The organism is Thalassovita autumnalis (assembly GCF_001458255.1).
Taxonomy (GTDB): Bacteria; Pseudomonadota; Alphaproteobacteria; order Rhodobacterales; family Rhodobacteraceae; genus Thalassobius; species Thalassobius autumnalis.
On record NZ_CYSB01000040.1, the window covers coordinates 1 to 26,555 of the forward strand.

Genomic DNA, 26,555 nt, shown 5'->3' on the forward strand with positions numbered 1-26,555 from the left:
TTTGTGGATCAGGTTGGTGTTCATCGCGTAGCGCCGGGCAACCTGCGCAACCGAGACCCCAGGAACCCCCGCCTGCGTGCAAATCGACCGCTTCTCTTCGTCCGACCAAACCCGCTTCTTCTGGCCTTTCTTGCCCGCCATCGCTCACCTCAAGATGTCCACTATCGATGGTGGACATCTAGCAGGCACTCCATCACGCCGTCAGAGCGGGGACACCGGACGGATACGAAGAGATCTTCATTTATCATGTCTCGAAAGACATGTGGAACAACCCGGGTCATCGTTGCCTCCTGCTCACCAACGAGGGTTATTTTCCCAGATGGCAGCATATCTCGAAGGCAAGCAAGATGCGCAGCCTTGGTGTAAGTTCTCTTCACCATAATTCCGTTGAAACTGCCGCGAAAATCACGATTGGTCTCTTGGAAGCAAAAATACCCATTGCGGATTTCGTCCAACAGCTGCCGCCTCTCCAGAGAGTGCCGCAGCTTTTCCTGAACGCCGTCTGGGATAGGAGTGATGTTGTTCGGGTCAGCTTCAAAGGACTTCAGAACCCGGCTCGAAAACACGCGCCATTGGCTTTCTGCGCTGGCAAACAATGCTGCTTCGTCAAAGCGACCGCTTGGCCGCTGAAAATGTAGGAGTGGCGCCGTGAAAGTCTTCCCTGACTTCTGGACATACTCTTTGCGGAGATTTTTCAACTCTCCGTCTTCAGACATGTAGTTTTCTTCAAAGAACTGGACCGGATCCACCCGCGGATCGAAGTTGGCATCCATCCTAAACACATACCCCGAACGAATGTCAGCGCTGACCGAGCATTGAAGGCCTGTCAGACGCTTGTCCTCGCGGCTCTCCCAATTGACATTGATCATTATGTCATCATGCGCAACGCGCATATGACGGAACTCTCCTGCGGCCTCCTGCTTGGCCTTCCATTCTCTGAGCTTGGCGCGCTCAAATGCAAGCAAAGTCTTTTCCAGCCAGAAAATTCGATTGTATACGCGACTGACGCCGCAGAGCTTTCCAGTGTCGGGGTCTGCCAACAACCTGCGCAAGCCGACGATGCTGGCGTCATTGACCAGCGCACGCAGCAGGCGAACATTGTCGTGTTGATTTTTCTGGTTCTGGTGATCGAGAGAAACCGACAGTCTCGCTCCAGGCTTTCCCTTGCAGGGCTGATGGATGATCCGAAACGCGGCAGGTTTCGGTTTTCTGCGGTTCCCTCCGACAGGTATCTTGCCATGAGTGCCGTTGAAGATGAACTCCTCCGGGTGCTCCAAGTATCGTGTCCCACAATTCCCACAAACCGGCCCCTCAAGCTTCCCGCTTTGGGTTTCTAAGCGGTCGAACTCTTCCTCGAAGTGTGAATTGGACAGAAGGTTGAATGAAATCTCGCAAGTGCGGTTTCTCTTCTTGTGATGGCAAATCAATTGCCGGCCATCGTCCCATTGCGCTGGATCATCCTTGTATTCGAAGGCTTGGGAAACACGTTGGTTCCTGTCATCAGCGCTGAGCGTGTAGTTTCCGGCCCCACTGACGAGCGCAGGAATTTTGGTGGATGCGACGAGTTTTCGCTGTGCCGCGTTCGGCCCTTTGAAGACTGGGATGGAGAAATCCGGCCCAACACCATAGTTGCCGCAATCGGGATCGGCACAGGTATTGAGGTTGATTTTTGATCCGGCTGGAGGATACACTACCTCCAACGAGAGTTGTGGAATAAACTTGACCACGAGAGAGCCCTTTTTCCTCTTTCGTTCTGACAAGACGGCCTCCACGAGCCAACAGAGACATTGGCCAAAAGTTGCAAAACCAAAGTCTCGATTTCATTTTTCTGCGATATGTTGCTCCGGGACAAAACTCCCACAAAGCTGCTGATCGCTTATCAAATTTTCTCATTAAAAATCAAACCCCTGCCGAGGAAAATCTCAACAGGGGTCAGCTTTGTGTCCCAAAACCCGGAATGCTTCAGCGTGATGCACCGGGGTCCCTTTTGATCAGACGCCGCACCCCACGTGGGGCGATCTGACCCAAGTTACAGCTGTCGCGCCAAGGCCAGCGCGGCCAAAGCCGGCAGGGTCAAGACCTCTTGCGCCAGTGCAACCTTTTGCGGTGTGTAGAACTGCTCTTCGTGCAGGATATTGATCGTCGCGATCAGCTCCCCCTTGTTGAGGATCGGCAGGTTCACCACCGAACCGCAGCCCAGTTCCCCGATCAGCTCATAATCACCGAACACTTTAGAAATATCCTCTAAGGTGTTGGCAACAAACGTCTCATGCCGTTTGTGGACCGATTGAAACCAGTCATCAAAAACGATCGGCTTGGTGCCCGATGTTGGGTAGGCATTCGGCCGGTTGGTATAGGCGCGCCGGGCCAGCAGCGCCTCCATATCCACGGTCATAATGGTAAACAGCTTCACCCCAACGGTCGCGGCTGTCAGCGCGGACAGGGCGTCATAGGCTTCGGCCTCAGTGGTCGCTCTGCTGAGGTTTTCGGTAAATGTCGCAAGGGCTGCGGTGATCTCAGGGGTACTCATTTCACGTCCTTCATACGGCCTCTGCGCCGCTGGCGGCATAGAGTTCACGGGTATAGTCATGTGAGAAGTCGCCGCTATGCAATTGTTTTGCATCCGCAATTTCGACAATCTCACCTTTGTTCATCACAGCCATACGGTCACACATGAAGCTGACCACAGGCAGGTTGTGGGTGACCATCAGATAGGTCAGCCCCTGTTCAGCGCGCAGGCGTTTCAACAGGTTCAGGATTTCCGCCTGCACCGAAACATCCAGGGCGGAGGTCGGCTCATCCAGCAGCATCACCTTGGGTTCCAGCATCAGCGCGCGGGCAATCGCCACCCGTTGACGCTGACCACCGGACAGCTGATGCGGAAACCGGAAGCGGAAGCGCTGGTCCAGCCCAACGGCATTCAGCACCTCAGCAATGCGGGCATCGCGGTTGCCCAGCCCGTGCACTTTCAGCGGTTCCCGCAGCACGGCATCCACCACTTTGCGCGGATGGAGGGAGCCATAGGGATCCTGAAACACCATCTGACAGGTCTTGGCAAACCCGCTGTCCGGCCCGTGGCCGCGCGGCTGGCCCAGCACCGATATCTGACCGGTCCAATCGGGCGCAAGCCCGGCGATGGCCTTCAACACCGTTGATTTGCCCGAACCGCTTTCGCCAACAAGTGCAAAGCTTTCGCCTTCGGCGACAGACAGGTTCACATCGCGCACCACCTTGGTGGAGCCATAGGAAATATCCAGATCTTTCAGCAGTATAGCCGGATTACCCATCTCAAGTGCCCCCCCATTGGCTGCGGTCCAGCACGGGCAGAACCTCACGGGTTTCTTTCATTTGTGGCACCGCCGCCAGCAGGCCACGTGTGTAAGGATGCTGCGCTTTATGCAGATCCTTGGCCGCGCAGGTTTCCACCACCTGGCCCGCGTGCATCACCATGATCCGGTCGCAATAACGCGCCACCAGATTGAGGTCATGGCTGATCAGGATCAGCCCCATGCCCTTTTCACGCACCAGCTCATCAATCAGATCCAGCACCTGCCCCTGCACCGACACATCCAAGGCCGAGGTAGGTTCATCCGCGATCAGCAGATCGGGCCGTGGGATCAGCATCATGGCGATCATGATCCGCTGCCCCATCCCGCCCGAGACCTGATGCGGGTACATCTGCGCCACCTGTTCAGGATCGTTAATGCGCACCGCCTGCAGCATCTCAATCACCCGCGCCTGCACGTCGCGCCGGCTGAGGTTTTCATGGGCTTTCAGCGCTTCGGCAATCTGGTAGCCGATAGTCATCACCGGATTGAGCGAAAACTTTGGGTCCTGCATGATCATCGAAATCCGCGCCCCGCGCAGATCACGCATCTTGCGTTCGCTCAACCCCTGCAGCTCAACCCCGTCGAAGGCCAGCCGATCCGCGGTCATCTTGCCGGGTTTGCGGATCAGACGCAGGATGGCACGGCCGGTCATCGACTTGCCCGATCCACTTTCTCCAACAATCCCAAGGCGTTCCCGGCCAAGGCTCAGGTTCAGACCTTTCACAACCTCCACCGGTCCTGTCGGTGTGGGGAAGCTGACGCGCAGATTTTCAACATCCAACAAAGGTTTTGTCGCAGTCATGATTTGCCCCCCTGTTTCGGGTCCAGCACATCGCGCAGCCCGTCGCCCAAGAAACAGAAGCCAAGGCTGACCAGGATGATGGCAAAGCCCGGCATTGTGGCCACCCACCATTGATCCAGAATAAAGGTCCGACCGCGGGAAATCATCGCCCCCCATTCCGGCAGTGGCGGCTGCGCCCCAAGGCCAAGGAAGCCAAGCCCAGCCGCGGTCAGAATGATCCCGGCCATATCCAGCGTCACCCGGATGATCATCGATGAGGTACACAGCGGCAGCACATGCTGCACGATGATCCGGCTGTGGGAGGCCCCCAGAAGGCGGGTGGCGGCGATGAACTCGGAATTGCGGAAGGTCAGCGTTTCCGCCCGCGCTATCCGCGCATAGGCCGGCCATGCGGTGATGGCAATCGCGATGATCGCGTTTTCAATACCCGGCCCCAGCGCGGCCACAAAAGCCAGCGCAAGGATCAGCTTGGGCATCGACAGGAACACATCAGTCAGCCCCATCAGCACCTTATCGGTCCAGCCACCAAAGTAGCCCGAAACCGCCCCGATGATCAGGCCCAGCGGCGCGGAAATCAGCGCGACCAGCGCCACGATCACCAGTGTGATACGGGCGCCATAGACCACCCGGCTGAAGATATCGCGACCCAACTCATCCGTGCCCATCCAATGTTCGGCCGATGGCGGCAGCAGGCGGGCCTCCAGATTTTGGCCCAGCGGGCTTTCCGGTGCGATCCAGGGGGCGAAGGCCGCGGCAAAGATCAGGGTCAGGATGATGATCCCGCCGATCACCGCCAGCGGGTTGCGCATCAGGGCACGCAGCATGCGATAGGCCCGCCCGGCATTGGCCTGCAGCCGTGACGTAGGCGAGTCAGCGAGAAGCCAGTCAATCGTCGTCATGATTTGCTCCGCGGGTCGAGGACGCGGTAAAGCACGTCCGAGATTTTGTTGATGAAGATGAACACAGCCCCGATCACCAGCGTGGCGCCCAGCACGGCATTCATATCCGCGTTCAGCAGCGCGTGGGTCAGGTAGTTGCCAATGCCCGGCCAGCTGAACACCGTCTCAATCATGACGGAGCCTTCAAGCAGCGCCGCATAAGACAGGCCGATCACGGTGATCAGTGGCACCCGGATCGGTTTGAACCCGTGGGACCAGATCACCTTCCATTCCGAAACGCCCTTGACACGGGCGGTGGTGATGAACTCCTGCCCCAGCTGGTCCAGCATGAAACTACGGGTCATCCGCGCGATATAGGCAAGGCTGAAGAAGCCAAGGATCAGCGACGGCAGCACCAAATGCGACAGGGCGTTCCAGAACACCTCGGTGTCGCCAATGAGCAGCACATCGATCAGCAAAACGCCTGAAACTGGATCGACCAGGCCCTCGTAATAGATATCCACCCGGCCCGGTCCCGCGACCCAGCCAAGGCCTGCGTAAAACACCGCCAGCCCCACCAGACCCAGCCAGAAGGCCGGCACCGAATAGCCGAGCAGCGCAAAGACACGGATGATCTGATCCACCCAGGTGCCCTGTTTGGCAGCCGCCCAAACACCGGTCGGCACCCCCAGCACAACACCGATGATGATTCCCAGGGTGGCCATCTCCAGCGTGGCGGGAAAGACGCGGGCCAGATCCTCAGCCACCGGGCGGTTGGTGGAAATCGACATGCCGAAATCACCGCGCGCCACATCTGTCACATAGGTCAGAAACTGCCGCCACAGGGGCTGATCCAGCCCCATCGCAATGCGCGCCGCATCATATTGTTCCTGCGTGGCGCGATCACCGACCACCGAAAGCACCGGATCGATTGGCACCACGCGACCAATAAAGAAAGTGATCGCAAGCAGGCCAAGAAACGTCAGCACCACCACAAAGGCGAAACCGGCGATTCCCGTCAGCAGGCTCAGCAGCTTACTTTTGGAATTTCCATTGTTGGACAAGAGGTTCTCTCCTCTGATCTGTCTTGTCGACGGGCACGCCCTGCCCTGCAGGATGCATCATTTTCTGCGCCGTCCATAAAGTTCTTTGCAAAGTTTGGCAAAAAATTTTTGCATCACAAAAATTTTTTTACTAACCTCTGAGTCGAGACGGAGGACCCCATGGCAGAGCAAGACCCAAAAGCGACCCCACAAGCGACACCTCAGGCGCCGGGCAGCAAAGCCGCGAAAACCGGCCCCAAGCTGGGTGCGTTGATCCGCAAGCGGCGCAAACAGATGGGGCTGACCCTGCAGGCGCTGTGCAATTCGGCGGGGCTGTCGGTGGGCTATCTCAGCCAGGTGGAACGCGACAATGCCACACCGACGCTGGGCACGCTGGCGCAGATCGCCGCCGCGCTGGAGGTTGATCTGGAATATTTCGTGGCGACCCCGAAACCCTCTGACGCGCTGACCCGCCACGACACCCGGCCGCGGTTCAATGTGCCGGGGTCTGACACCACCTATGAGGCGCTGAATGCCGAATTCCCCGGTGCCGAGCTGCAAAGCTACATCCTGCATGTGCCCGCAGGGTTCGCATCAGAAGTGGTCAGCCATGAGGGCGAAGAAATCATCTATGTGCTGGACGGCGAAATTGAGCAGATGCTGGACGGCCAGACCTTCCGCCTGCGCGCCGGCGACAGCCTGCATTACAGCGGCCAGACGCCCCACGCCTGGTCCAACCCCACCGCCCGCGATGCCCGGATCCTATGGACCGGCACCTTGAGCGTCCTGAAAGGCAAATCACGCATGGACCTGCCGGAACTGGCAACCAGCGACGCCAAACCCTGAATAAGCCCGCCCTGATGCCGCAGCACCTTCGCGGCCTCAGGCGCCAACAAAACATAACGAACACCCTGGAGGAGAAAGACATGAAACTGTTGAAGTCTGCCCTTTTGGCTTCGGTCATGGCGATGCCGATGGCTGGCGCTGCCCTGGCTGACACGCCACCCAATGCGCTGATTGTGGCGCAGAACATTGACGACATCGTCGCCATAGACCCGGCTCAGGCCTATGAGTTCACCTCGGGCGAGCTGGTCACCAACATGTATGACCGTCTGGTGCAATATGACGCTGAAGACCCGACCGTACTGGCCGCCGGCATCGCCAGCGACTGGCAGATGGATGCAGCAAGCCGCACCATCACCTTCACCATCCGCGAAGATGCCACCTTCCATTCCGGCAACCCGGTCACCCCGGCTGATGTGGTTTATTCGCTGGGTCGTGTGATCAAGCTGAACTTGACCCCGGCCTTCATTCTGGCCCAGCTGGGCTGGACCCCGGAAAATGTGGACCAGATGGTCACCGCCGAAGGCAATGTGGTCACCGTGAAATACGAAGGTGACTTCTCACCGGCGTTTGTTCTGAACGTTCTGGCGGCGCGCCCGGCCTCGATCGTGGACATGAAAACCGTCATGGCCAACGAAGTTGACGGCGACATGGGCAACGCCTGGCTGAACGCAAACGCTGCGGGTTCTGGCCCGTTCAAACTGGACGCCTACCGCCCGGCACAGCTGGTGCGGATGTCGGCCCATGGCGACTACTTCAAAGGCGCCCCCAAGATGGACAGCGTCATCATCCGCCACGTCGCCGAGAGCGCCACGCAGGAGCTGATGCTGGAAAGCGGTGACATCGATCTGGCCCGTAACCTGACCCCGGATCAGATCGCCGGCCTCGACGCCAGCGCAATCAAAGTGGATACCTTCCCGCAGGCAGCGGTACACTTCCTGTCGTTCAACCAGAAAACCGACAGCCTGACCGACCCCGCCGTTTGGGAGGCCGCGCGCTACCTGGTTGACTACAAAGGCATGACCAACTCGATCATCAAAGGTCAGATGGAAGTGCACCAGGCCTTCTGGCCCAAAGGCTTCCCCGGCTCCTACGATGAGACTCCGTTCAGCTATGATCCTGCCAAAGCCAAGGCCATCCTGGCCGAAGCGGGCATCGAAACACCGATCAAGGTGGAACTGGATGTGATCAACGCAGCACCTTTCACCGATATGGCGCAGTCGCTACAGGCCAGCTTTGCTGATGCGGGCATTTCCTTTGAAATCCTGCCCGGCACCGGCAGCCAGGTGATCACCAAATACCGCGAACGCACCCATGAGGCGATGCTGCTCTATTGGGGCCCGGACTTCATGGATCCGCATTCCAACGCCAAGGCCTTTGCCTATAACTCCGACAACTCGGACGGCTCCTATGCGGCGACCACCACCTGGCGCAATGCCTGGGCGGTGCCGGATGAGCTGAACAAGAAGACCAAGATGGCACTGACCGAAAGCGATCCGGCAAAACGTCTGGAGATCTACCGCGATCTGCAGGCCGAGGTTCAGAAGGAATCGCCCATCGTCATCATGTTCCAGGCCGCCTATCAGGTTGCTATGGACACAAATGTCAGCGGCTACGTGAACGGCGCCACCTCTGACTTTGTGTTCTACCGTCTGGTAGACAAAGACTAACCGACATAAGCTCCCCGTCGGCAGGGTCGCTTGGGGAAACCCTTGCGGCCCTTTTTCCATTTCGCTCAAGAGGACAATCTGATGAGCCTTTATGATGACCGCCTCGCCCGCCTGCGGGCCCGCATGGCAGAAACCAACACCGATCTGGTCGCGCTGGGGCCGTCGAGCCATATGATGTGGCTGTCCGGCGTGAACCCGCATGGCGATGAACGCCCGGTGATGCTGCTTGTCAGCCAGAGCCACGCCGGTTTCCTGATGCCCGCGCTGAACGCGGATGCTGCCCGGCAGGCGACGGATCTTCCGTTTGAACCCTGGTCCGATGCCGAAGGTCCGGCAGCGGCGCTTGACCGTCTGCTAGAGGCATGCGGTGCCACAAGCGCCGGCCTCAGCGTGGTGCTGGACGAAACGATGCGGGCGGATTTTGCCCTGCGTCTGCTGGATGCCATGGACAGCCCCAGCCGCCGCTTCACCGAAGATACGGTGGGCCGGTTGCGCGCAATGAAAGATGACGCGGAATACGACGCCATCAAAGCCGCGCATCTGCTGAATGATGAGGCCGTAAAAGCCGCCTTTGCCAGCCTGAAAGCCGGGATGAGCGAGCGCGATGTGCAAAACGTCATTCGCGATCACTACAAGGCGCATGGCGCCACGCCCGAATTCACCATCGTCGGCTTTGGCGCCAATGGCGCCTTCCCGCATCACCACACGAGCGACGCCACCCTCAGCGACGGTATGGCCGTGCTGATCGACACCGGCTGCCGGTTGAACGGCTATCCCTCGGACATGACGCGCTGCGGCTTCTTCGGCACACCCGATGCGGCCTATAAGGAGGTCTTCGACACCGTGGAGGCTGCGGTGCAGGCCGCTCTGGCCGCCGCCAAACCCGGGGCTACTGCGGGCGATATCGACAAGGCCGCCCGCGATGTGATCACCGACGCAGGCTACGGCCCGCAGTTCCTGCATCGCACCGGCCACGGTCTGGGGATCGATGTGCATGAACCGCCCTATATCAGCGGTGGCTCTGATCATGTGCTGGAGGCGGGCAATGTCTTCTCAATCGAGCCGGGGATCTACATCAACGGCAAGTTTGGGGTCCGTCTGGAAGAGATTGTGATCCTGCGCGACGGCGGCAATCAGATCTTTTCGGAACTGCCGCGTGACATGTTCTGACGAAGACATCACCGAAAATGAAAAAGGGCGCCGCATGGCGCCCTTTCTTTATCAGCCGTTGACCCGGATGGTTTCGTTTTTTGGATCATAGGGGCTGTCACAGGTGACCGTGGCATCCCACAGCTTATCCTGAATTTTCACCTTCAGCTTGGTGCCTTCCACCGCCAGTTCCGGCGTGACGTAGCCCATGCCGATCGATTTCTCAAAGGCCACCGAATAGCCGCCCGAGGTCAGGCGCCCAACGCGGGTGCCATCCTCGGCGTAAAGCGCCTCGCGGCCCCAAGGGTCGGCATCCTCTGGCCCGTCGATCAGCAGGGTGCAGCATTTCACCCGCACACCTTTTTCCAGCATCGCCTCTTTGCCGTGGAAGTCTTTTTCCAGATCGATGAAGCGCGGCAGATCAGCCTCAGCAGGCGTCGCATCACGCCCCAACTCGGTGCCGAAGGCGCGGTAGGATTTTTCCTGACGCAGCCAGTTTTGCGCCCGCGCGCCCACCAGTTTCATACCGTGCTTCTCACCGGCTTTTTCCAGCAGGTCGAACAGGTAGTTCTGCATCTCAATCGGGTGATGCAGCTCCCAACCCAGTTCACCCGTGTAGGCCACACGGATCGCATTCACCGGACACATGCCCAGTTCGATCTGGCGCGCCGACAGCCAGGGGAACCGCTTGTTACTGAGCGCGGTTTCGGGGTCTGCATCGACGATTACTTCTTTCAGCACGTCGCGGGCCTTGGGGCCTGCGATGGCGAAAACGCCCCACTGGGTGGTGACATCCTGGATCTCAATGTAGCCGAACTCTTCCATCTTGTCTTCGGCCGCTTTGCGCAGGAAATCGGCGTCATATTCCGTCCAGGCCCCTGCGGAGACGAGGTAATAGTTATTCTCGCCATTGCGCACGATGGTGTATTCAGTGCGGGTGGTGCCGTGGCTGGTCAGCGCATAAGTCAGGTTAATGCGGCCGATCTTCGGCAGTTTGTTACAGGTGAACCAGTCCAGGAACTGGGTGGCACCGGGGCCTTTGACCACATGTTTGGTGAAGGCGGTGGCGTCGATCAGGCCCACACCTTCGCGGATCGCTTTGGCCTCTTCCACGGCATATTGCCACCATTTGCCACGGCGGAAGCTGCGGCTTTCCTCATCGAAGTTTTCTGGCGCATTGAGCGGGCCGTAGTAGTTCGGACGTTCCCAGCCGTTGACCCAGCCAAACTGCGCGCCGCGTTCTTTCTGACGATCATAGGCCGGCGAAGTCCGCAAAGGCCGGGCAGCAGGGCGCTCCTCATCCGGGTGGTGCAGGATGTAGACGTGCTCATAGCACTCTTCGTTTTTGCGCGCGGCAAATTCGGTGGTCATCCAGTTGGAGGAGTAGCGTTTCGGGTCAAGCGAGGCCATGTCGATCTCAGCCTCCCCGTCCACCATCATCTGGGCGAGGTAATAGCCGGTGCCGCCCGCCGCGGTGATCCCGAAGCTGAAACCTTCGGCCAGCCACATGTTTCGCAGGCCCGGAGCCGGACCCACCAGCGGGTTGCCATCCGGGGTGTAGCAGATCGGGCCGTTGAAATCGTCTTTCAGGCCGGATTCCGCGCAGGACGGCACCCGTTCGGTCATCTTCATGTACTGTTCGGCAATCCGGTCCAGATCCAGCGGGAACAGATCGGCGCGGAAGCTATCGGGCACACCGTGTTCAAACCGAGCTGGCGCGTCTTTCTCATAGATACCCAGAATCCAGCCGCCCCGTTCCTCACGGGCGTAGGACTGCGCATCCGCATCACGCACAACGGGGTGTTCGGCATTGCCCGCTTCGCGCCATTTGACCAGCTCAGGATCCTGATCCATCACGATGAAGGTGTGTTCCACCGGGATCGCCGGCATCTTGATGCCCAGCATCTTGGCGGTGCGCTGCGCGTGGTTGCCCGAAGCGGTTACGACGTGTTCTGCGGTGATCACAACCTTTTCGTCGGATTCCACCAGGTTGCCACCCTTTTCCACCATCTTGGTGCAGGTGACCTCCCAATGGGTGCCGGTCCAATGAAAATCATCGGCCTGCATCTTGCGGTGGATCTCCACCCCGCGCTGACGGGCGCCTTTGGCCATCGCCTGTGTCACGTCAGCCGGGTTAATGTAGCCATCTTCAGTGTGATAGATCGCGCCCTTCAGATCAGAGGTCTCAATCAGCGGCCAGCGTTCCTTGATCTGATCGGGGCTCAGCCATTCGTATTTCACGCCACAGGTCTCGGCGGTGGAGGCGTAAAGCATATACTCATCCATCCGCTCCTGCGTCTGCGCCATCCGCAGGTTGCCCACCACGGCAAAACCGGCGTTCAGCCCGGTCTCTTCCTCCAGCGTCTTGTAGAAATCCACCGAATACTGGTGAATGTGGGTGGTGGCATAGGACATGTTGAACAGCGGCAACAGGCCCGCAGCGTGCCAGGTCGACCCCGAAGTCAGCTCATCGCGTTCGATCAGCATAACGTCATCCCACCCGGCCTTGGCCAGGTGATAGGCGATCGAGGTGCCAACGGCGCCACCGCCGACAACAAGAGCTTTGACTTGGGTTTTCATAGGCGGGCCCCTCCGATGGACACAGCTGTGCAATTTGATTTTCCGCGATCATGCCGCGTTCTGGCAAGCCGCGCCTGACCCAGCCGACCTCTGATCGTGCGAAACCGACACGCGCTTGCAAAGTGCGGTCGCAAACAGGCAGCGATCCCCATTGCGAAACCCAATTGCAAAATGCGACGTAACGTCCGCCCCCTTGCCGCGCCGCAGCAAGCACCGTAAATATACGGTAAATCCAATCGGGGGAGATTGGAGAGGATCAAAGGGGGGCGTGGCGTGAAGATCTGCCGCACAGTCGAAGAAACCCGCGCCGCCGTTGCCGCGCTGAAAACCGGCGGCAAGCGGTTGGGATTTGTGCCGACCATGGGCGCCTTGCACGACGGGCATATGTCGTTGGTGACCCTCGCCCGTGAGGTGACAGATTTTGTCGCAGTGTCTATTTTCGTCAATCCCACCCAATTCGGTGAAGACACAGACCTGCAAAACTACCCCCGAAATGAAGCCCGCGATCTGGCGATGCTGCAAGCGGCCGGCGTCGACGTGGTGTTCCTGCCCGAGGTGGAAACGATCTACCCGCCGGGCCATGAAACCATCGTCGAAACCACCCGCCTGGCCAATATCCTGCACGGCGCGGTCCGTCCCGGCCATTTTCGCGGCGTGACTTCCGTGGTGACGCGTCTGTTCAATATCGTGCAGCCCGATGTCGCTGTGTTTGGCGAAAAGGACTACCAGCAACTGCAGGTCATCAAACGCATGGTCGCGGATCTGCATGTGCCCGTCACGATCCTTGGCGGCCCCACCCGGCGCGAGGCCGATGGGCTGGCCATGTCGTCGCGCAACGCACGCCTCACCGATGCTGACCGCGCCGCTGCGGTTGTGTTGAGCAAAGCACTGAACGCCGCCGCGGATCTGGCCCAGACCGGCACCAGCGTCGCGGCGATCCGCGCTTTGATTGAGGCGATCATCGCCTCTGAGCCACGCGCCAGCCTCAAGGGCCTCGACACGGTTACACCCGACACATTGGAGCCGGTCGAAGGCCCCCTTACCCAGCCGCTGGCGGTGATGCTGTCGGTGCAGTTTTCAGATATCCTCCTGATCGATCAAAAGGTGATCCAGCCATGAGCAGCCAAACCCCTATTCGCCGCACCACCGTCCCGCAGATCAGCGCCCGCAAAGGCGGCGAACCGATTGTCTCCCTCACTTCCTATCACGCCCATACGGCGGCGATTGTCGACAAATACGCCGATTTCATCCTGGTTGGTGACAGCCTGGGGATGGTGATGCACGGCATGGAAAGCACCGTCGGTGTGCCGCTCGATCTGATGATCATGCATGGCAAGGCGGTGGTGCGCGGCACCCAGAAAGCACTGGTGGTGGTCGATATGCCCTTTGGCACCTACGAGGAAAGCCCCGCCGTCGCCTTCCGAAACGCCGCCCGCATCATGAAGGAAACCGGCTGCGGCGCGGTGAAACTGGAGGGCGGTGCCCGCATGGCCGAAACCATCCGCTTTCTCACCGAACGTGGCATTCCGGTGATGGCCCATATCGGCCTGACCCCGCAGTCCAGCCACGTCATGGGCGGGTTCAAAACCCAAGGCCGCGAAGAAGACAGCTGGCCCCAGCACGAAGCTGACGCTGCAGCCGTGACCGAGGCAGGCGCCTTCGCGCTGGTGCTCGAAGGCATGGTGGAGCCGCTGGCGGCCAAGATCACCAAACAGGTCGCGATCCCAACCATCGGCATCGGCGCCTCTGCCGAATGTGACGGTCAGATCCTGGTGCTGGAGGACATGCTGGGCCTCAACGCCTGGACACCGAAGTTTGTTAAACAATATGGCGATCTGGGCCCCGCCATTGACCGCGCCGTGTCAGACTACGCTGATGAGGTCAAAACCCGCGCCTTCCCCGGACCGGAACACACATACAAGTAAACCCAATCAGCGGCGCATGGGGCGCTGCCCCGCCCGACTACATCGGCCTCCCCGGAGTATTTTCGGCAAGATGAACCGCCCTTTCATCGTTCCCTAAATACTCCCGCCGGAGGCCCCCCGAGGCCCCACAAGGGCCGAGAGATCCAGCGCGCCGCAGGCGCACAATTGACCTGCGCATTAACGCACAGACTCGGTGGAGAAACGGGGATTTGTCACCCGGCGCATCAGGGCCATATCCTTGGCAAAGCTAAGGAGACAGCCCATGACCTTCAGACCCGTTGTAGCCACCTCGAAGTCCCAGCCCGCCATGGAAGGCGCCGGCGTGCATTTGCACCGCGTTTTTGGCTTTGATGATCCCAGCCTGACCGACCCTTTCCTGATGATGGATGACTTCCGCAATGATGATCCGCGGCTGTATTCCAAAGGCTTCCCCTGGCACCCGCATCGCGGCATTGAAACCATCACCTATGTCCTTGAGGGGGAGGTGGAACATGCCGACAGCCTGGGCAACAAGGGCATTCTTGGCCCTGGCTCCATCCAGTGGATGACCGCAGGCTCTGGCATTGTGCATCAGGAAATGCCGATGGGGGATGCCAAGGGGCAAATGCATGGGTTTCAGCTCTGGGCCAATCTGCCGCGTGATCTGAAAATGACCACACCGCGGTATCAGGACATCGGTGCCAGTGATCTGCCAGTGGAGGTGGATGATGACGGCACCGTTGTGAAGGTGCTGATCGGATCGTTCTGGGGCAAGAAAAGCCCGGTGGATGGCATCGCTGCCAACCCGATGTTGCTGGATATCTCGGTCCCTGCGGGTCGGCGCAAGACATTCAAGGTCGACACCCGCGCCAATGCGCTGGCCTATGTCTTTGCCGGATCGGGCCGGTTCCGCGATGCCTCCGATCCCATCGGTATTCAGGTGGAGAAGGAATATCAGGGGCAGGAACTGGCCTTCCGCGATCAAAGCGGCAACCGGACGCTGGTGCGCTTTGGTTCCGGCGATGAAATCACCGTGCAGGCCGGCGATGAGGGGCTGCGCTTCCTTTTGATGACAGGGCGCCCCATTCAGGAGCCTGTGGCCTGGCACGGCCCCATTGTGATGAACACACAAGCCGAGCTGATGCAGGCCTTTGATGAATTGAACAAAGGCACCTTCATCAAACATGACGCCGGGGCGTGAAGGCCCTGACGCCACTTCTTGTCTGGTCCGGGTTTAATTCCGGGCCAGATGCTCCAGCACCGCTACATAAGCGCGATCCCGGCCATTGGCGATTTCCTCAGGAATGACCGGCGCCGCGATGTCCACCGGCACGCCCTGCCCTTCGAAATTCTGCCCGGCTGCGTTCAGGTAACGCTCGTTTGACAGGGACGCTGCCCAGCCGTTTGGCAGGGCCAGAAAGGACATGTCAGACAGGATGCCATTGCTGGGGGTGCCCACCACAGTCACATTGTCAAAATGCGACAACGCGAGGGCAAAGGTTTCTGCGGCGGATATCGTCACGCCGCTGGTCAGCAGATAGACAGGCCCATCCCAGATCGCCCCTTCTTGCCCCGGCTCAATCCGCAGCGCGGTGTCTGCCAGCCAGTGTCCGTCTTGCCAGACGGCTTTGCTGCCAATTTCCACTGGTTTTTGGGTCAACTGCGCCGCCAGGGCATAGCCCGCCAGATCGCTGCCGCCGAAATTGACCCGGGTGTCGATCACCAGGGCCTTCATGTCGGGATGGTTGGCCAGGAAGTCCCCCATGATCGACGCCATCGACAGATCACCTGCCACCAGCGCCTCATCAAAATTGATCAGCGTCATGTAACCTAAGCCATCCGCCGTCATCCCCAGCCCCATAGAATCCGCGGGCCTGCTGTCCTCGGGCACATGCAGCGCAAAGGCGTTTCGCATGACATCCACCATGCCCTGCGCGCCGAGGCCCTCGGCCCAGTCGGGCAACACATCATCGGCGATCTGACCCTCAGGGGTGATCAGCGACACATGACCATCGCGCAGCGGCCCCAGCATCTGGATGAAGATGTTGAGCAGGGTTTCCGGATCCGTCTCGGCTGTGACATGCGGCCGGTAGGTTGCACGCATCTGATCCCAATCCACACCGCGCAAGTCGAAATAGGCGTAATGTTCCTGAAACCCGTGCCAGAGCATGTCAAAACTGGCCAGGGCATCCGTGCTCAGCGGCGTATCGCAGCTGGCAGGCAAGGCCTCTTGCCGGGTGAAGGGGATGTGATTGGTCTTGGCCAGATCCAGCAGCAGAATGTCGCCCTGTAAGGCCAGTCCGCCCTGCAGGGGCCCCAGCAGCGCCCCCGCGCCGCTGACGACGATGTCATGCAAATCCGCGGTCAGACCGTCGCGGTGCATCGCGCCAATTTCAGCCATTTCAACGCAGCCCGCCGCGGTGACCTGATGCAGCTGTGCCTGATCGCCCGCAAGGCTCAGCCAGAAGCCGTAGCCTTCGGATTTCCAGATGCCATCAAGGGTATCGGTTGCAAAAGCCGGCTGCACCATAGCCAGGGTTGCCGTCACAACGGCAGGAAAAACACGCGTCATCAAATCACTCCGCAGAAATGCAATCTGTGCGTGAGATAGGCACGCGAACCGGGGCACATCAAGTGAAAACGGGGCGACAGTTTCCTGTCACCCCGTTTCAGCACTCATTGATTTTTGGAAAGGCCAGATCAGTCCAGCAAGATCAGTCCAGCGCTTGCAGCACCAGATCCGGCGGACGGTGGCCATCCGCAAAGGTTTTCACGTTGATGATGACTTTTTCACCCATCTCAACCCGGCCCTCTTCGGTGGCCGAGCCCATATGCGGCAGCATCACCACATTCGGCATGGCGCGCAGATCCGGGTTCGCTTCGGAACCATGTTCATACACATCCAGACCTGCGCCGGCCAAAGCCCCCGATTTCAGCTGACGGGTCAGCGCGTTTTCATCAATCACCTCCCCACGCGAGGTGTTCACGATCACCGCCGAAGGCTTCATCAGCTTCAGACGACGTGCGTTCATCAGGTGGAAGGTCGAGGGCGTGTGCGGGCAATTGATCGACAGGACATCCATCCGCGCCACCATCTGATCCAGGCTCTCCCAATAGGTGGCCTCCAGCGCTGCCTCGGTCTCTTCGCGCAGGCGGTGGCGGTTGTGGTAATGAACCTGCATGCCAAAGGCGCGGGCCCGGCGGGCAACGGCCTGACCGATACGCCCCATGCCAAGGATGCCCAGACGGCGCCCGGCCACCCGGCCACCAAGGAACGCCGTGGGCGCCCAGCCATCCCATTCACCGGTCTGCATCGCCGCCAGACCTTCGGGAATACGGCGAGTGACCGCAAGGATCAGCGCCATGGTCATATCAGCGGTGTCATCAGTCAGCACGCCGGGGGTGTTGGTCACCTGGATCCCGCGCTGACGGGCGGTGGCCACATCGATGTGGTCCACACCGGCACCATAGTTGGCAATCATGCGCAATTGCGGCCCGGCCTGAGAAATCAGGCTGTTGTCAATGCGGTCGTTCAGCGTGGGAATCAACACATCCGCCTCTCGCAGGGCGGCAGCGATTTCATCACGGCTCATGGGGGTGTCATCGGCGCGCAATTTGACGTCGAACAGCTCCATCAACCTTGTTTCTACCACGTCGGGCAAGCGTCGCGTCACAACAACACTCAGACGTCCAGATGCCATCTTGGCCTTCCCCTTCTTCAAAAACCGGCGCGTTGATGGCACAGTGCGGGATAACGCGCCCGGCCACAAGGGGGGCGCAATAATATTTCACGAGCAGTCGAGGCGATCGCAACAATGCGCTGCCGCCTCGCCCAAAATGAGGACAGATCTGCGATGTTTCGCCGTTCCCTGGTGTCCGCCCTGTTGGGCGCTGTTATGCTGTCTGGTCTGCCTACACTGGGCGGCGCGCAAGAGCGTGGACCGGTGACCAACCTGCCACTGCCGCGCTATGTTTCGGTCAAGGCGGCGGAGGCCAATGTGCGCCGCGGCCCGTCGCTGAGCCACCGAATTGACTGGGTGTTCACCCGCCGCAACATGCCGGTTGAGATCACCGCCGAATATGGCCACTGGCGGCGTGTGCGGGACCGTGATGGGGCTGGCGGCTGGGTGCATTACGCGCTGCTGTCCGGCATGCGCCATGTGATCGTGGATCAGGACATGCTGGCGCTGCATGTCCGCCCGGACGCCAAGACCGCCATTTCCGCCCGGCTGGAACTGGGCGTGATCGCCCGGCTGGAAAAATGCGGCCCCGAATGGTGCCGCCTCAGCGCCGGGGGCTATCGCGGCTGGGCGAAGAAAAACGCCATGTGGGGCGTCGGACCGGAAGAGCTGAAAGAGTAATCGCGCCAGGCTCAGGACCCATTAATGTTTCTGCACCGGCGCCAAAATCGCAAAATATCAATGGTTTGAGGTGCGCTGGAAAGAGTGGCTCTCTTTTCAAGCACCTCACGCCCTTGAGAGTGAGGGGGCAAGCGCCACTGGTCCGAGCACGCGCCCGAACCGATTTTGACGTCTTCGATTTCGCGGGTTTTCGAACTTAGCGGCGTCATATGGACTTGAAATAGATCACTATTCCTACGGCCATATTCCTTGTCAGGTTAAAAATCTGCCAAACCGGTGTTGGAACATTAATGGGTCCTGAGCCTAAGGTCGCAGACGATCTAGGCTTGCCACGCAATAAGGCGCCCGCTTAGGCTGGCGCCATATTTTTCCTGCTTGCCCCACTTGGCTGATTGATCTGATGACTGCGCTATTTCGTTTACTGGCTGCTCTGGCCTGTCTTGCTACCGTTTCACTGACCGCCCCCACATCCGCTGTTGCCCAAAGCGGCAGCGCCCCGGTGGCCGATCAACCCTCCGGCCCGATCTCAGTCGAAGACAGCGCTACTCAGGACGCGGCAATCGCGGTGCGGATCCGGGATATTCTGGGGGAGCTTGACGGCTATGAGGATGTCACCGTCACAGTCACCTCAGGCATCGTCACGTTGAAGGGCACCACCCTCAGCAGCGATCTGGCCGAGGCGCTGAGTGAGCTGGTCACCCGCGTCGACGGCGTAGTCGCCATCCGCAACGACGTGGTGGAGACCACCGATGTGGCCGAACGGCTGAGCCCGGCGATGGAGCGGTTCCGCCAGCGCATGGGACAGGTTGTGGCCTACCTGCCGCTGCTGGCTGTGGCGGTGCTGGCCTTTGCGCTGATCTTTGGTCTGGGTCTGTTGATCGCGCGGGTGCGCCAACCCTGGGACCGGCTGGCGCCAAACGCTTTTATCGCCGATATCTACCGCACGGTTGTGCGGCTGGGTTTCCTGATTGCGGGCCTAGTGCTGGCGCTGGACATTCTGGGTGCCACAGCACTGCTCTCAACCATTCTGGGTGCTGCCGGGATCATCGGTCTGGCGATTGGTTTTGCGGTACGTGACACGGTGGAGAACTTCATCGCCTCCATCATGCTGTCGATCCGCCAGCCGTTCCGCCCCAACGACACGATTGAGATCAACGGAGATGAGGGCAAGGTCATCCGCCTGACCAGCCGCGCCACCATCCTGCTGAGTTATGATGGCAACCACATCCGCATTCCAAACGCGACCGTGTTCAAATCCCGTATCGTCAATTTCACCCGCAACGCGGAACGCCGGTTCCTGTTTGACGTGGGCGTCGCACCGGACAGCGATCTGGCACTGGCCCTGCGACTGGCCGAGGACAGCCTGGCCGCCCTGCCCTTCACTCTGCAGACGCCCGCCCCTTCGGCCTGGATCCAGGAAATCGGCGACAGCACCGTCACTCTGCGCATGACCGCCTGGATCGATCAGCGCGAAAGTGGCCTGCTGGCGGCAAAATCCGAATCCATCCGATTGATTCTAAACCGATTCACAGAATCCGGCATTGCCATGCCCGAACCCACCTACCGGGTGATTGACCTGGCCGGCTCCAGCCCAGACACGGCATCTGATTCCGCCGCCGATTCCGCCAAATCCCCCGTGGCGCCCCCGCCTGCCGCAACGGTTAAGGAAGATTTGCGCGATGTGCATGCCCACGATCAGGACGCGCTGTCCCAGATGGTGGCGGAGGAAAGGCAAGAAACATTGGGGGATGATCTGCTGGAGAAACACGCACCAAGCGAGTGAGAAAAAAACTGTCACGTTTTCTTAAAAGAGGTCTTGCGCCTCCACGCTGCCTTCCTTAAATACCGGCTCACAAGTTGGGGTGTAGCCAAGTGGTAAGGCACCTGTTTTTGGTACAGCGCATCGTAGGTTCGAATCCTACCACCCCAGCCAACTTCCTCCTCTCAGACTGAATTGTGCCGCATACGATGGCTGTTGCTGTTGGTTAACGTAAGCAGCGCATGTGCATTATTCGGCCTTTGGCCTCTCAGGCCCGGATCAAGATAGTTCACTGAACCGAACCACTATCTCCACATCCCCCCTTGCACCTGCCTCCAAGGTTCCTTAAACACCGCCGCACGTTGGGGTGTAGCCAAGTGGTAAGGCACCTGTTTTTGGTACAGCGCATCGTAGGTTCGAATCCTACCACCCCAGCCAACGTCCCCTTGAAGCTCAATGCATTACGCCGCGCCTTACGCGGGCTGAGCGGGCACATTCGGCGCTTGGTGCGTTGCTGCACAGGCGGCTGATCATCGCATTTGTTGGACATCTTTGCGCATCGGTGTAGAGCGGATTCATGCGCGATATTGATCTGACACGCGGCCCGATCTCGGGCCATTTCCGAACCCTGGCTGTCCCTGCGGCGATGGGGATGCTGTTTTCCACCCTCTATAACGTTGTTGACGTCTATTTCGCCGGTCAGATTTCGACCGATGCGCAGGCAGGGATGGCGATTGGGTTTCAGGCCTTCTTCATCATGATGTCGATGGGCTTTGGCATCGGGTCGGCAATGGGGGCCCTGGTGGGCAACGCCCGCGGTCGCAAAGACGATGCGGAATCGCGCCAATTCATCATGCAGGGCCTGTCCTTTGCCACGGTGACCACGGTGTTGCTGATTGGGATCGGTGCCCTGATCGGGCCCTATCTGATCCAGCTGGTGTCTGAACCCGGCGCCTACCGCGATGCGGGCACGGGGTATTTCTATTGGCTGCTGGCGGCCCTGCCCGGGTTCCTGCTGGCGTTTTCCGGCAACGGGATCCTGCAGGCCCATGGTGACAGCGTGACCATGCAGCGGGCGATGATGGGGGCGTTTTTTGCCAATATCGGGCTTAATCCCCTGTTTATCTACGGCATTCCCGGTCTGATCCCGGGCATGGGGTTCAACGGTATCGCGCTGGCCACCATCCTGTCGCAAACCGGCGTCATGCTGTTTGTGCTGCGCGGGGTGCTGCGGGTGCGGGTGATGCAGGCGGCCCGCCTGTCCGAGCTGCGGCCCAATAGGGCGGCCTACCGGGCGATTCTGGCGCAGATGGCGCCAACCTCCCTGTCCTTCACGGTGTTGTTCTTTTCAGGCTTTGTGGTGCAATTCGCGCTCAGCCAGTTTGGCGGGCAAGCCATCGCGGCCTATGGCATCGCCCTCAGGATTGAACAGATCCTGCTGCTGCCGGTGCTGGGTATGACAGGCGCGCTGCTGCCCATCGCGGCGCAGAACTTTGGTGCTGCTGATCATGACCGCGTGCGCGAGGCCGTGTGGTTCTGTTGGAAGACCGGGATCCTGATGACCGTTGGGGCGGCGCCCATCCTGTGGTTCGGCGGCGGGCTGGCCATGTCTGTCTTCACCGATGATGCTGAGGTCATTGCCATCGGCCACAGCTATCTGCGCGTCGATAGCTTCCTGTTTGTGGTCTATATGATGCTGTTTTCAATCAACTCTTTCCTGCAGGCGATGAAACGCCCGATCTGGACGCTGTGGATTTCGATCTACCGGCAGGGGTTTGGCGTTGCCTTCTTCAGCTGGCTGCTGATCGCTGTCTTCGGCATGGATGTCTGGGGCGTCTGGCTGGGCATCGGTATTGCGGTCAGCACCGGGTGGCTGATCGCCCTGGCCATCACCCTACGGGTGGCACGTCAGGAAATCGGTGGCCTGCGCGCAGCGAAGGCATAAGCCGCCGACCTCAATCACAGCACCCTACGAAAAAACCCTCCCCGATCCGGGGAGGGTTTTGTGTTTCAGACCTCTAAACGGGGTTTAGAAGTGCATCGACTTGGCGCCAGCAGGAACCTGCAGAGGCGGTGCAAATTTAGTCAGGTCGATGCCTTCCACCGCAGCTTTGTACTCTTCCAGGGTCGGGGTGCGGCCCAGAATGGCAGAGAGCACAACCAGCGGCGTGGAGGCCAGCAGCGACTCACCTTTTTTCTCTGGCAGGTCGCCTACAACACGGCCCTGGAACAGGCGGGTCGAGGTGGCCAGAACAGTGTCACCTTTGGCGGCTTTTTCCTGGTTCCCCATGCAGAGGTTACAGCCGGGACGCTCAAGATAGAGGATGTTCTCATACTCGGTGCGGGCCTTTTCCTTCGGGAACATGTCGTCAAAGGTGAAGCCGGAGTAACGCTCCAGGATTTCCCAGTCGCCCTCTTCCTTCATCTCATCGATGATGTTGTAGGTCGGCGCGGCCACAACCAGAGGAGCCTTGAACTCGACTTTGCCGTTGGCTTTTTCAAGGTTCTTCAGCATCTGAGCAACAATTTTCATGTCGCCCTTGTGCACCATGCAGGAGCCTACAAAGCCCAGATCCACTTTCTTTTCAGCGTTGTAGTAGCTGATTGGTCGGATGGTGTCGTGAGTGTAGCGTTTGGATACGTCGTCGTTGTTCACGTCCGGGTCGGCGATCATCGGCTCAACAATCTGATCCAGATCCACCACCACTTCGGCGAAGTACTTGGCATCCGCATCGGGTTTCAGCGCCGGGTTGGCGCCGGATTTGATGTCGGCAATCCGCGCGTCGGCCTTTTCAATCAAGCCCTTCAGCAGCGCTGCCTCGTTGTCCATGCCTTTATCGATCATCACCTGAATACGGCTCTTCGCCAGCTCCAGCGAGCCGATCAGCGTCTCATCGTTGGAGATACAGACGGAGGCCTTCGCCTTCATCTCGGCGGTCCAGTCGGTGAAGGTGAAGGCTTGGTCGGCCAGCAGGGTGCCGATGTGTACTTCGATCACGCGGCCCTGGAACACGTTGTCACCGTGCTGATCCAGCATCTGTGCCTGCGTGGCGTGTACCACGTCACGGAAGTCCATGTGGTCAGCCATCTGACCTTTGAAGGTCACCTTGACCGACTCAGGGATCGGCATTGCCGCTTCACCGGTTGCCAGTGCCAGCGCCACGGTGCCCGAGTCTGCACCAAAGGCCACGCCTTTGGACATACGGGTGTGGCTGTCGCCGCCCACGATGATGTCCCAGTCATCCACGGTGATGTCGTTCAGCACCTTGTGGATCACGTCAGTCATCGCGTGGTATTCGCCCTTCGGATCACGCGCGGTGATCAGGCCGAAGTCATTCATGAACTTCATCAGTTTCGGGATGTTGGCCTGTGCCTTCTTGTCCCAAACCGATGCAGTGTGACAGCCCGACTGATAGCCCACGTCCACCGACGGGGAGATCACGGTGGCCGCCATCGCTTCCAGTTCCTGTGCGGTCATCGGACCGGTGGTGTCCTGCGAGCCAACAACGTTCACCTTAACGCGCACGTCCGAACCGGCGTGCAGCGTGGCGCCCGGGGTGGTGCCCAGCGCGTTGCGGTTGAAGATCTTCTCAACCGCGGTCAAGCCCTGACCTTCGACCGAAACCTCTTTCGACGGCGCATAGGCGGATTTCAGGTCCTGACCCAGTGCGGCGGCCGCAAATGTCTGCAGTTTCTTACCAAAGACCACCGCGTAGGACCCGCCGGCCTTCATGAACTCAACCTTCTGCGGGGTGAACGCGGCCGAAACGTCTTTCAGAACGTTGCCGTCTGAATCCTGCAGGGTTTTGGTTTTGGTGTTGATGGTCAGCACGGTGCCGGTGGCGACCGAATAGGCCTCTTCCAGCACGGCTTCGCCATCTTCATCCACAACCACGTTACCGTCGGCGTCGGTTTTCTTGACCCAGTTGTCCAGATCGATACCGATGCCGCCGGTCACACCAACGGTGGTCAGGAAGATCGGCGAAATGCCGTTGGTGCCGGCCACAACAGGGGCAATGTTGATGAAGGGCACATAGGGCGATGCTTTCTTACCGGTCCACAGCGCGACGTTGTTCACACCCGACATACGGGACGAGCCCACACCCATGGTGCCTTTTTCGGCGATCAGCATCACGCGGGCATCGGGGTGCTGTTTCTGCAGTTCCTGAATGGCCACCTGATCTTCGGGCGAGCACATGCATTTGCCGTGCAGTTCACGGTCCGCGCGGCTGTGTGCCTCGGCACCGGGCGACAGAAGGTCAGTCGAGATATCACCGATACCGGCAATATAAGTGACAACTTTGATCTCTTCTTCGACCTCTGGCAGCTTGGTGAAGAACTCGGCCTTGGCGTAGCTTTCCAGCAGATCTTTGGCGACGGCATTGCCAGCCTTGAAGGCGGCGTCCAGACGATCGGTATCCGCTTCATAGAGGAACACCTGCGTTTTCAGAACTTCGGCAGCATCGGCAGCAATCGCTGCATCCTCGCCCAGCGCCAGATCCAGCAGAACCTCAACCGAGGGGCCACCTTTCATGTGCGACAGCAGTTCAAACGCAAAGGTCGGGGTGATCTCTGCGACCGAGGCCCCACCCAGAATGATCTCTTTCAGAAAAGCGGCCTTAACACCCGCAGCACTCGTGGTGCCCGGCAGGGTGTTGTAGATGAAAAAGTTCAGTGAGTCGGCGCGGTGTTCGTTGCCCAGATCTTTGATCTGCGCGATGAGCTCACTTACAAGGGCGCCATCATCGATGGGTTTGGGGTTCAAACCTTGCTCTTTACGAGTGGCAATCTCATTCAGGTAGTCGGTGTACAAGCTCATGACGTTCCTAGCGATTTGAAGTTAGCGTAAGCCCAATCCACAAGGGTCCGAAAACCCTGTGGCAAGCTGGGGGCAGGCTTATTGTATGCCGCTGTATACCAAATACTTCCGAAGTGCAAACGCTTCGACCACCAGATCTGCCAAATCACTACAAAAAAGGCGCGGTCATCGTCGGGACCGGATACAGGCACCGGACATGCATCTGGCCCCAAAAGGGTACAGGCTGCGTGCTGTTAGCCGAGTTTATCACGTTCCCAAAGAAGACAAAACGCCTCAACACTTCTATTGCGGCGCTTTCTGGTCTTGTGAGGATGGATTTCGCCAAAAGGCTTAGCTGTGATTCCAATCGTCCGGATCAGCAGAATTGTTCGGCGACAGGCCCAGCACATCCCCTTTGGTCGAACAGCCCAGACCCAGAACCGTGCGGTTGGCGTAGCTGAAATAGGCGCTGACCTGATTGATCTCCAGAATCTCGCCATCGGACCAGCCTGCATCGCGCAGGGCGATGACACTGTCTTCTTGCAGACCACCGGGATCGCGCGTCAGCGCCCGCGCATAATGCATTGCCGCGATTTGGCGTGCATCCAGCGGGGCCTGTGCGGGATCGCGCGCCTCAATCGCCGCCCGAATGGCCAGCCCGCGTGGTTCATCCGCCAGCAGGCGCTGCAAACCGGCAAAGTGATGTTCAACACAATAGTCGCAATCGTTCAGCCGGCTGACCCAGACCCCCAGCACCTCCAGAAACCATTTAGGGATCGTATTGCCCGAATGATGCAGCACGTATTTATAGATCGCCATATGCCCCTCCATCGAATGGGGCCGCAGCGAGTGCATCATCATGATATTATCAACGTTATCATCCGGTCCTTTGACCCGATCATAAAGTCGCTTCAGCTTGCTGTCGGCCTCTTCATAGGCAACTGTCTTGATCCAAGCCATGGTCCCTCTCCCTTCGCTCGCGTGGCGGTCAGGCTAGCGGCGACAGGGGCGGTGTCGATCCTCAGCAGTGAGGAGAGGTTAGGCCCATCGCGACGGGCCCAACCAGCAGCATCCAAACGCAGCCTTACTTGGCCGCAACCACGATCACTTCAACCAGATAGTCCGGTGTGGCCAGCTTGGATTCGCCAGTGGCGCGCGCCGGGGCGTGGCCTTCCGGCACCCAGGCGTCCCAGACCGCGTTCATCTCAGAGAAATCCGCCATATCGGCCATCCAGATGGTGGTCGACAGGATCTTGGTCTTGTCCGAGCCTGCTTCGGCCAGCAGCGCATCCACCTTATCCAAGCAATCCTGGGTCTGCTGCGCGACCGAAGCCCCCGCGGTGCCGACCTGACCGGCCAGGTAAATGGTATCGCCATGGATCACCATCTGGCTCATGCGGGCGCCGGTGTGTTTGCGAATGATTTCAGCCATGTGAAAG

Annotated in this window: 21 protein-coding genes and 2 tRNA genes; 11 read left to right on the forward strand and 12 right to left on the reverse strand. The window is 59.4% G+C overall.

Annotated elements, in window-relative coordinates; all coding sequences use genetic code 11:
• Positions 1–161: 161 nt before the first annotated feature.
• From TL5118_RS16740 to TL5118_RS16765, 6 genes are all read right to left on the reverse strand, one after another.
• Positions 162–1,760 carry a hypothetical protein gene (locus TL5118_RS16740; protein ID WP_179945293.1) on the reverse strand — a complete coding sequence of 533 codons (1,599 nt, stop codon included), beginning with the start codon at positions 1,758–1,760 and terminating at the stop codon, positions 162–164.
• 269 nt (positions 1,761–2,029) lie between these two features.
• Complete coding sequence (locus TL5118_RS16745) at positions 2,030–2,530, reverse strand: GAF domain-containing protein (RefSeq protein WP_058244008.1); 501 nt, start codon at positions 2,528–2,530, stop codon at positions 2,030–2,032.
• Between the two features lie 10 nt (positions 2,531–2,540).
• A complete protein-coding gene (locus TL5118_RS16750) occupies positions 2,541–3,287 on the reverse strand; it encodes an ABC transporter ATP-binding protein (protein ID WP_058244009.1) in 747 nt (248 codons plus the stop codon).
• A 1-nt stretch (position 3,288) separates the two neighbouring features.
• Positions 3,289–4,131: an ABC transporter ATP-binding protein gene (locus TL5118_RS16755; RefSeq protein ID WP_058244010.1), complete on the reverse strand. Its 843-nt coding sequence runs from the start codon at positions 4,129–4,131 to the stop codon at positions 3,289–3,291.
• A complete protein-coding gene (locus tag TL5118_RS16760; RefSeq protein ID WP_058244011.1) occupies positions 4,128–5,030 on the reverse strand; it encodes an ABC transporter permease in 903 nt (300 codons plus the stop codon). Before TL5118_RS16760 ends, TL5118_RS16755 begins: the two co-directional genes overlap by 4 nt.
• Positions 5,027–6,073, reverse strand: a complete 1,047-nt coding sequence (locus TL5118_RS16765) for an ABC transporter permease (RefSeq protein ID WP_179945294.1) — start codon at positions 6,071–6,073, stop codon at positions 5,027–5,029. Before TL5118_RS16765 ends, TL5118_RS16760 begins: the two co-directional genes overlap by 4 nt.
• Before the next feature lie 159 nt (positions 6,074–6,232).
• Here TL5118_RS16765 and TL5118_RS16770 point away from each other — a divergent pair, with 159 nt between their 5' ends.
• From TL5118_RS16770 to TL5118_RS16780, 3 genes are all read left to right on the forward strand, one after another.
• Positions 6,233–6,898: a helix-turn-helix domain-containing protein gene (locus tag TL5118_RS16770; protein WP_058244013.1), complete on the forward strand. Its 666-nt coding sequence runs from the start codon at positions 6,233–6,235 to the stop codon at positions 6,896–6,898.
• 80 nt (positions 6,899–6,978) lie between these two features.
• Positions 6,979–8,565: an ABC transporter substrate-binding protein gene (locus TL5118_RS16775; protein ID WP_058244014.1), complete on the forward strand. Its 1,587-nt coding sequence runs from the start codon at positions 6,979–6,981 to the stop codon at positions 8,563–8,565.
• 81 nt (positions 8,566–8,646) lie between these two features.
• Positions 8,647–9,735: a M24 family metallopeptidase gene (locus TL5118_RS16780; protein ID WP_058244015.1), complete on the forward strand. Its 1,089-nt coding sequence runs from the start codon at positions 8,647–8,649 to the stop codon at positions 9,733–9,735.
• Positions 9,736–9,786: 51 nt separating this feature from the next.
• Here TL5118_RS16780 and TL5118_RS16785 read toward each other — a convergent pair whose 3' ends face one another.
• Positions 9,787–12,294, reverse strand: a complete 2,508-nt coding sequence (locus TL5118_RS16785) for a GcvT family protein (RefSeq protein WP_058244016.1) — start codon at positions 12,292–12,294, stop codon at positions 9,787–9,789.
• A 273-nt stretch (positions 12,295–12,567) separates the two neighbouring features.
• On the opposite strand from TL5118_RS16785, the gene panC reads away from it, so the two are divergent.
• The 3 genes from panC to TL5118_RS16800 all read left to right on the forward strand — a co-directional run bounded on the left by panC (position 12,568) and on the right by TL5118_RS16800 (position 15,399).
• Positions 12,568–13,413 (forward strand): pantoate--beta-alanine ligase, encoded by an 846-nt coding sequence (gene panC, locus TL5118_RS16790; protein ID WP_058244017.1) that lies wholly within the window; start codon positions 12,568–12,570, stop codon positions 13,411–13,413.
• A complete protein-coding gene (gene panB, locus TL5118_RS16795; protein ID WP_058244018.1) occupies positions 13,410–14,219 on the forward strand; it encodes a 3-methyl-2-oxobutanoate hydroxymethyltransferase in 810 nt (269 codons plus the stop codon). The genes panC and panB overlap by 4 nt, the downstream gene beginning before the upstream one ends.
• A 262-nt stretch (positions 14,220–14,481) precedes the next feature.
• Positions 14,482–15,399: a pirin family protein gene (locus tag TL5118_RS16800; protein WP_058244019.1), complete on the forward strand. Its 918-nt coding sequence runs from the start codon at positions 14,482–14,484 to the stop codon at positions 15,397–15,399.
• Positions 15,400–15,432: 33 nt separating this feature from the next.
• Here TL5118_RS16800 and TL5118_RS16805 read toward each other — a convergent pair whose 3' ends face one another.
• On the reverse strand, positions 15,433–16,770 hold the full coding sequence (locus TL5118_RS16805; protein ID WP_058244020.1) for a S41 family peptidase: 1,338 nt from the start codon (positions 16,768–16,770) through the stop codon (positions 15,433–15,435).
• Positions 16,771–16,912: 142 nt separating this feature from the next.
• Positions 16,913–17,899 carry a 2-hydroxyacid dehydrogenase gene (locus tag TL5118_RS16810; RefSeq protein WP_058244021.1) on the reverse strand — a complete coding sequence of 329 codons (987 nt, stop codon included), beginning with the start codon at positions 17,897–17,899 and terminating at the stop codon, positions 16,913–16,915.
• A gap of 153 nt (positions 17,900–18,052) precedes the next feature.
• Between TL5118_RS16810 and TL5118_RS16815 the strand changes: the two genes are divergently transcribed.
• From TL5118_RS16815 to TL5118_RS16835, 5 genes are all read left to right on the forward strand, one after another.
• Positions 18,053–18,559, forward strand: a complete 507-nt coding sequence (locus TL5118_RS16815) for an SH3 domain-containing protein (protein ID WP_058244022.1) — start codon at positions 18,053–18,055, stop codon at positions 18,557–18,559.
• Between the two features lie 400 nt (positions 18,560–18,959).
• Positions 18,960–20,342: a mechanosensitive ion channel family protein gene (locus TL5118_RS16820; RefSeq protein ID WP_058244023.1), complete on the forward strand. Its 1,383-nt coding sequence runs from the start codon at positions 18,960–18,962 to the stop codon at positions 20,340–20,342.
• Positions 20,343–20,417: 75 nt separating this feature from the next.
• Positions 20,418–20,492, forward strand: a tRNA-Gln gene (locus TL5118_RS16825).
• A gap of 189 nt (positions 20,493–20,681) precedes the next feature.
• Positions 20,682–20,756: transfer RNA gene (locus TL5118_RS16830), tRNA-Gln, on the forward strand.
• 139 nt (positions 20,757–20,895) lie between these two features.
• Positions 20,896–22,263: an MATE family efflux transporter gene (locus tag TL5118_RS16835; protein ID WP_058244024.1), complete on the forward strand. Its 1,368-nt coding sequence runs from the start codon at positions 20,896–20,898 to the stop codon at positions 22,261–22,263.
• 84 nt (positions 22,264–22,347) lie between these two features.
• Here TL5118_RS16835 and TL5118_RS16840 read toward each other — a convergent pair whose 3' ends face one another.
• The 3 genes from TL5118_RS16840 to TL5118_RS16850 form a co-directional block, all read right to left on the reverse strand.
• Positions 22,348–25,137, reverse strand: a complete 2,790-nt coding sequence (locus TL5118_RS16840; protein WP_058244025.1) for a bifunctional aconitate hydratase 2/2-methylisocitrate dehydratase — start codon at positions 25,135–25,137, stop codon at positions 22,348–22,350.
• Positions 25,138–25,467: 330 nt separating this feature from the next.
• Positions 25,468–26,076, reverse strand: coding sequence for a carboxymuconolactone decarboxylase family protein (locus TL5118_RS16845; protein WP_058244026.1), 609 nt, complete (start codon positions 26,074–26,076; stop codon positions 25,468–25,470).
• 124 nt (positions 26,077–26,200) lie between these two features.
• Complete coding sequence (locus TL5118_RS16850) at positions 26,201–26,548, reverse strand: RidA family protein (protein WP_058244027.1); 348 nt, start codon at positions 26,546–26,548, stop codon at positions 26,201–26,203.
• Positions 26,549–26,555 lie beyond the last annotated feature (7 nt).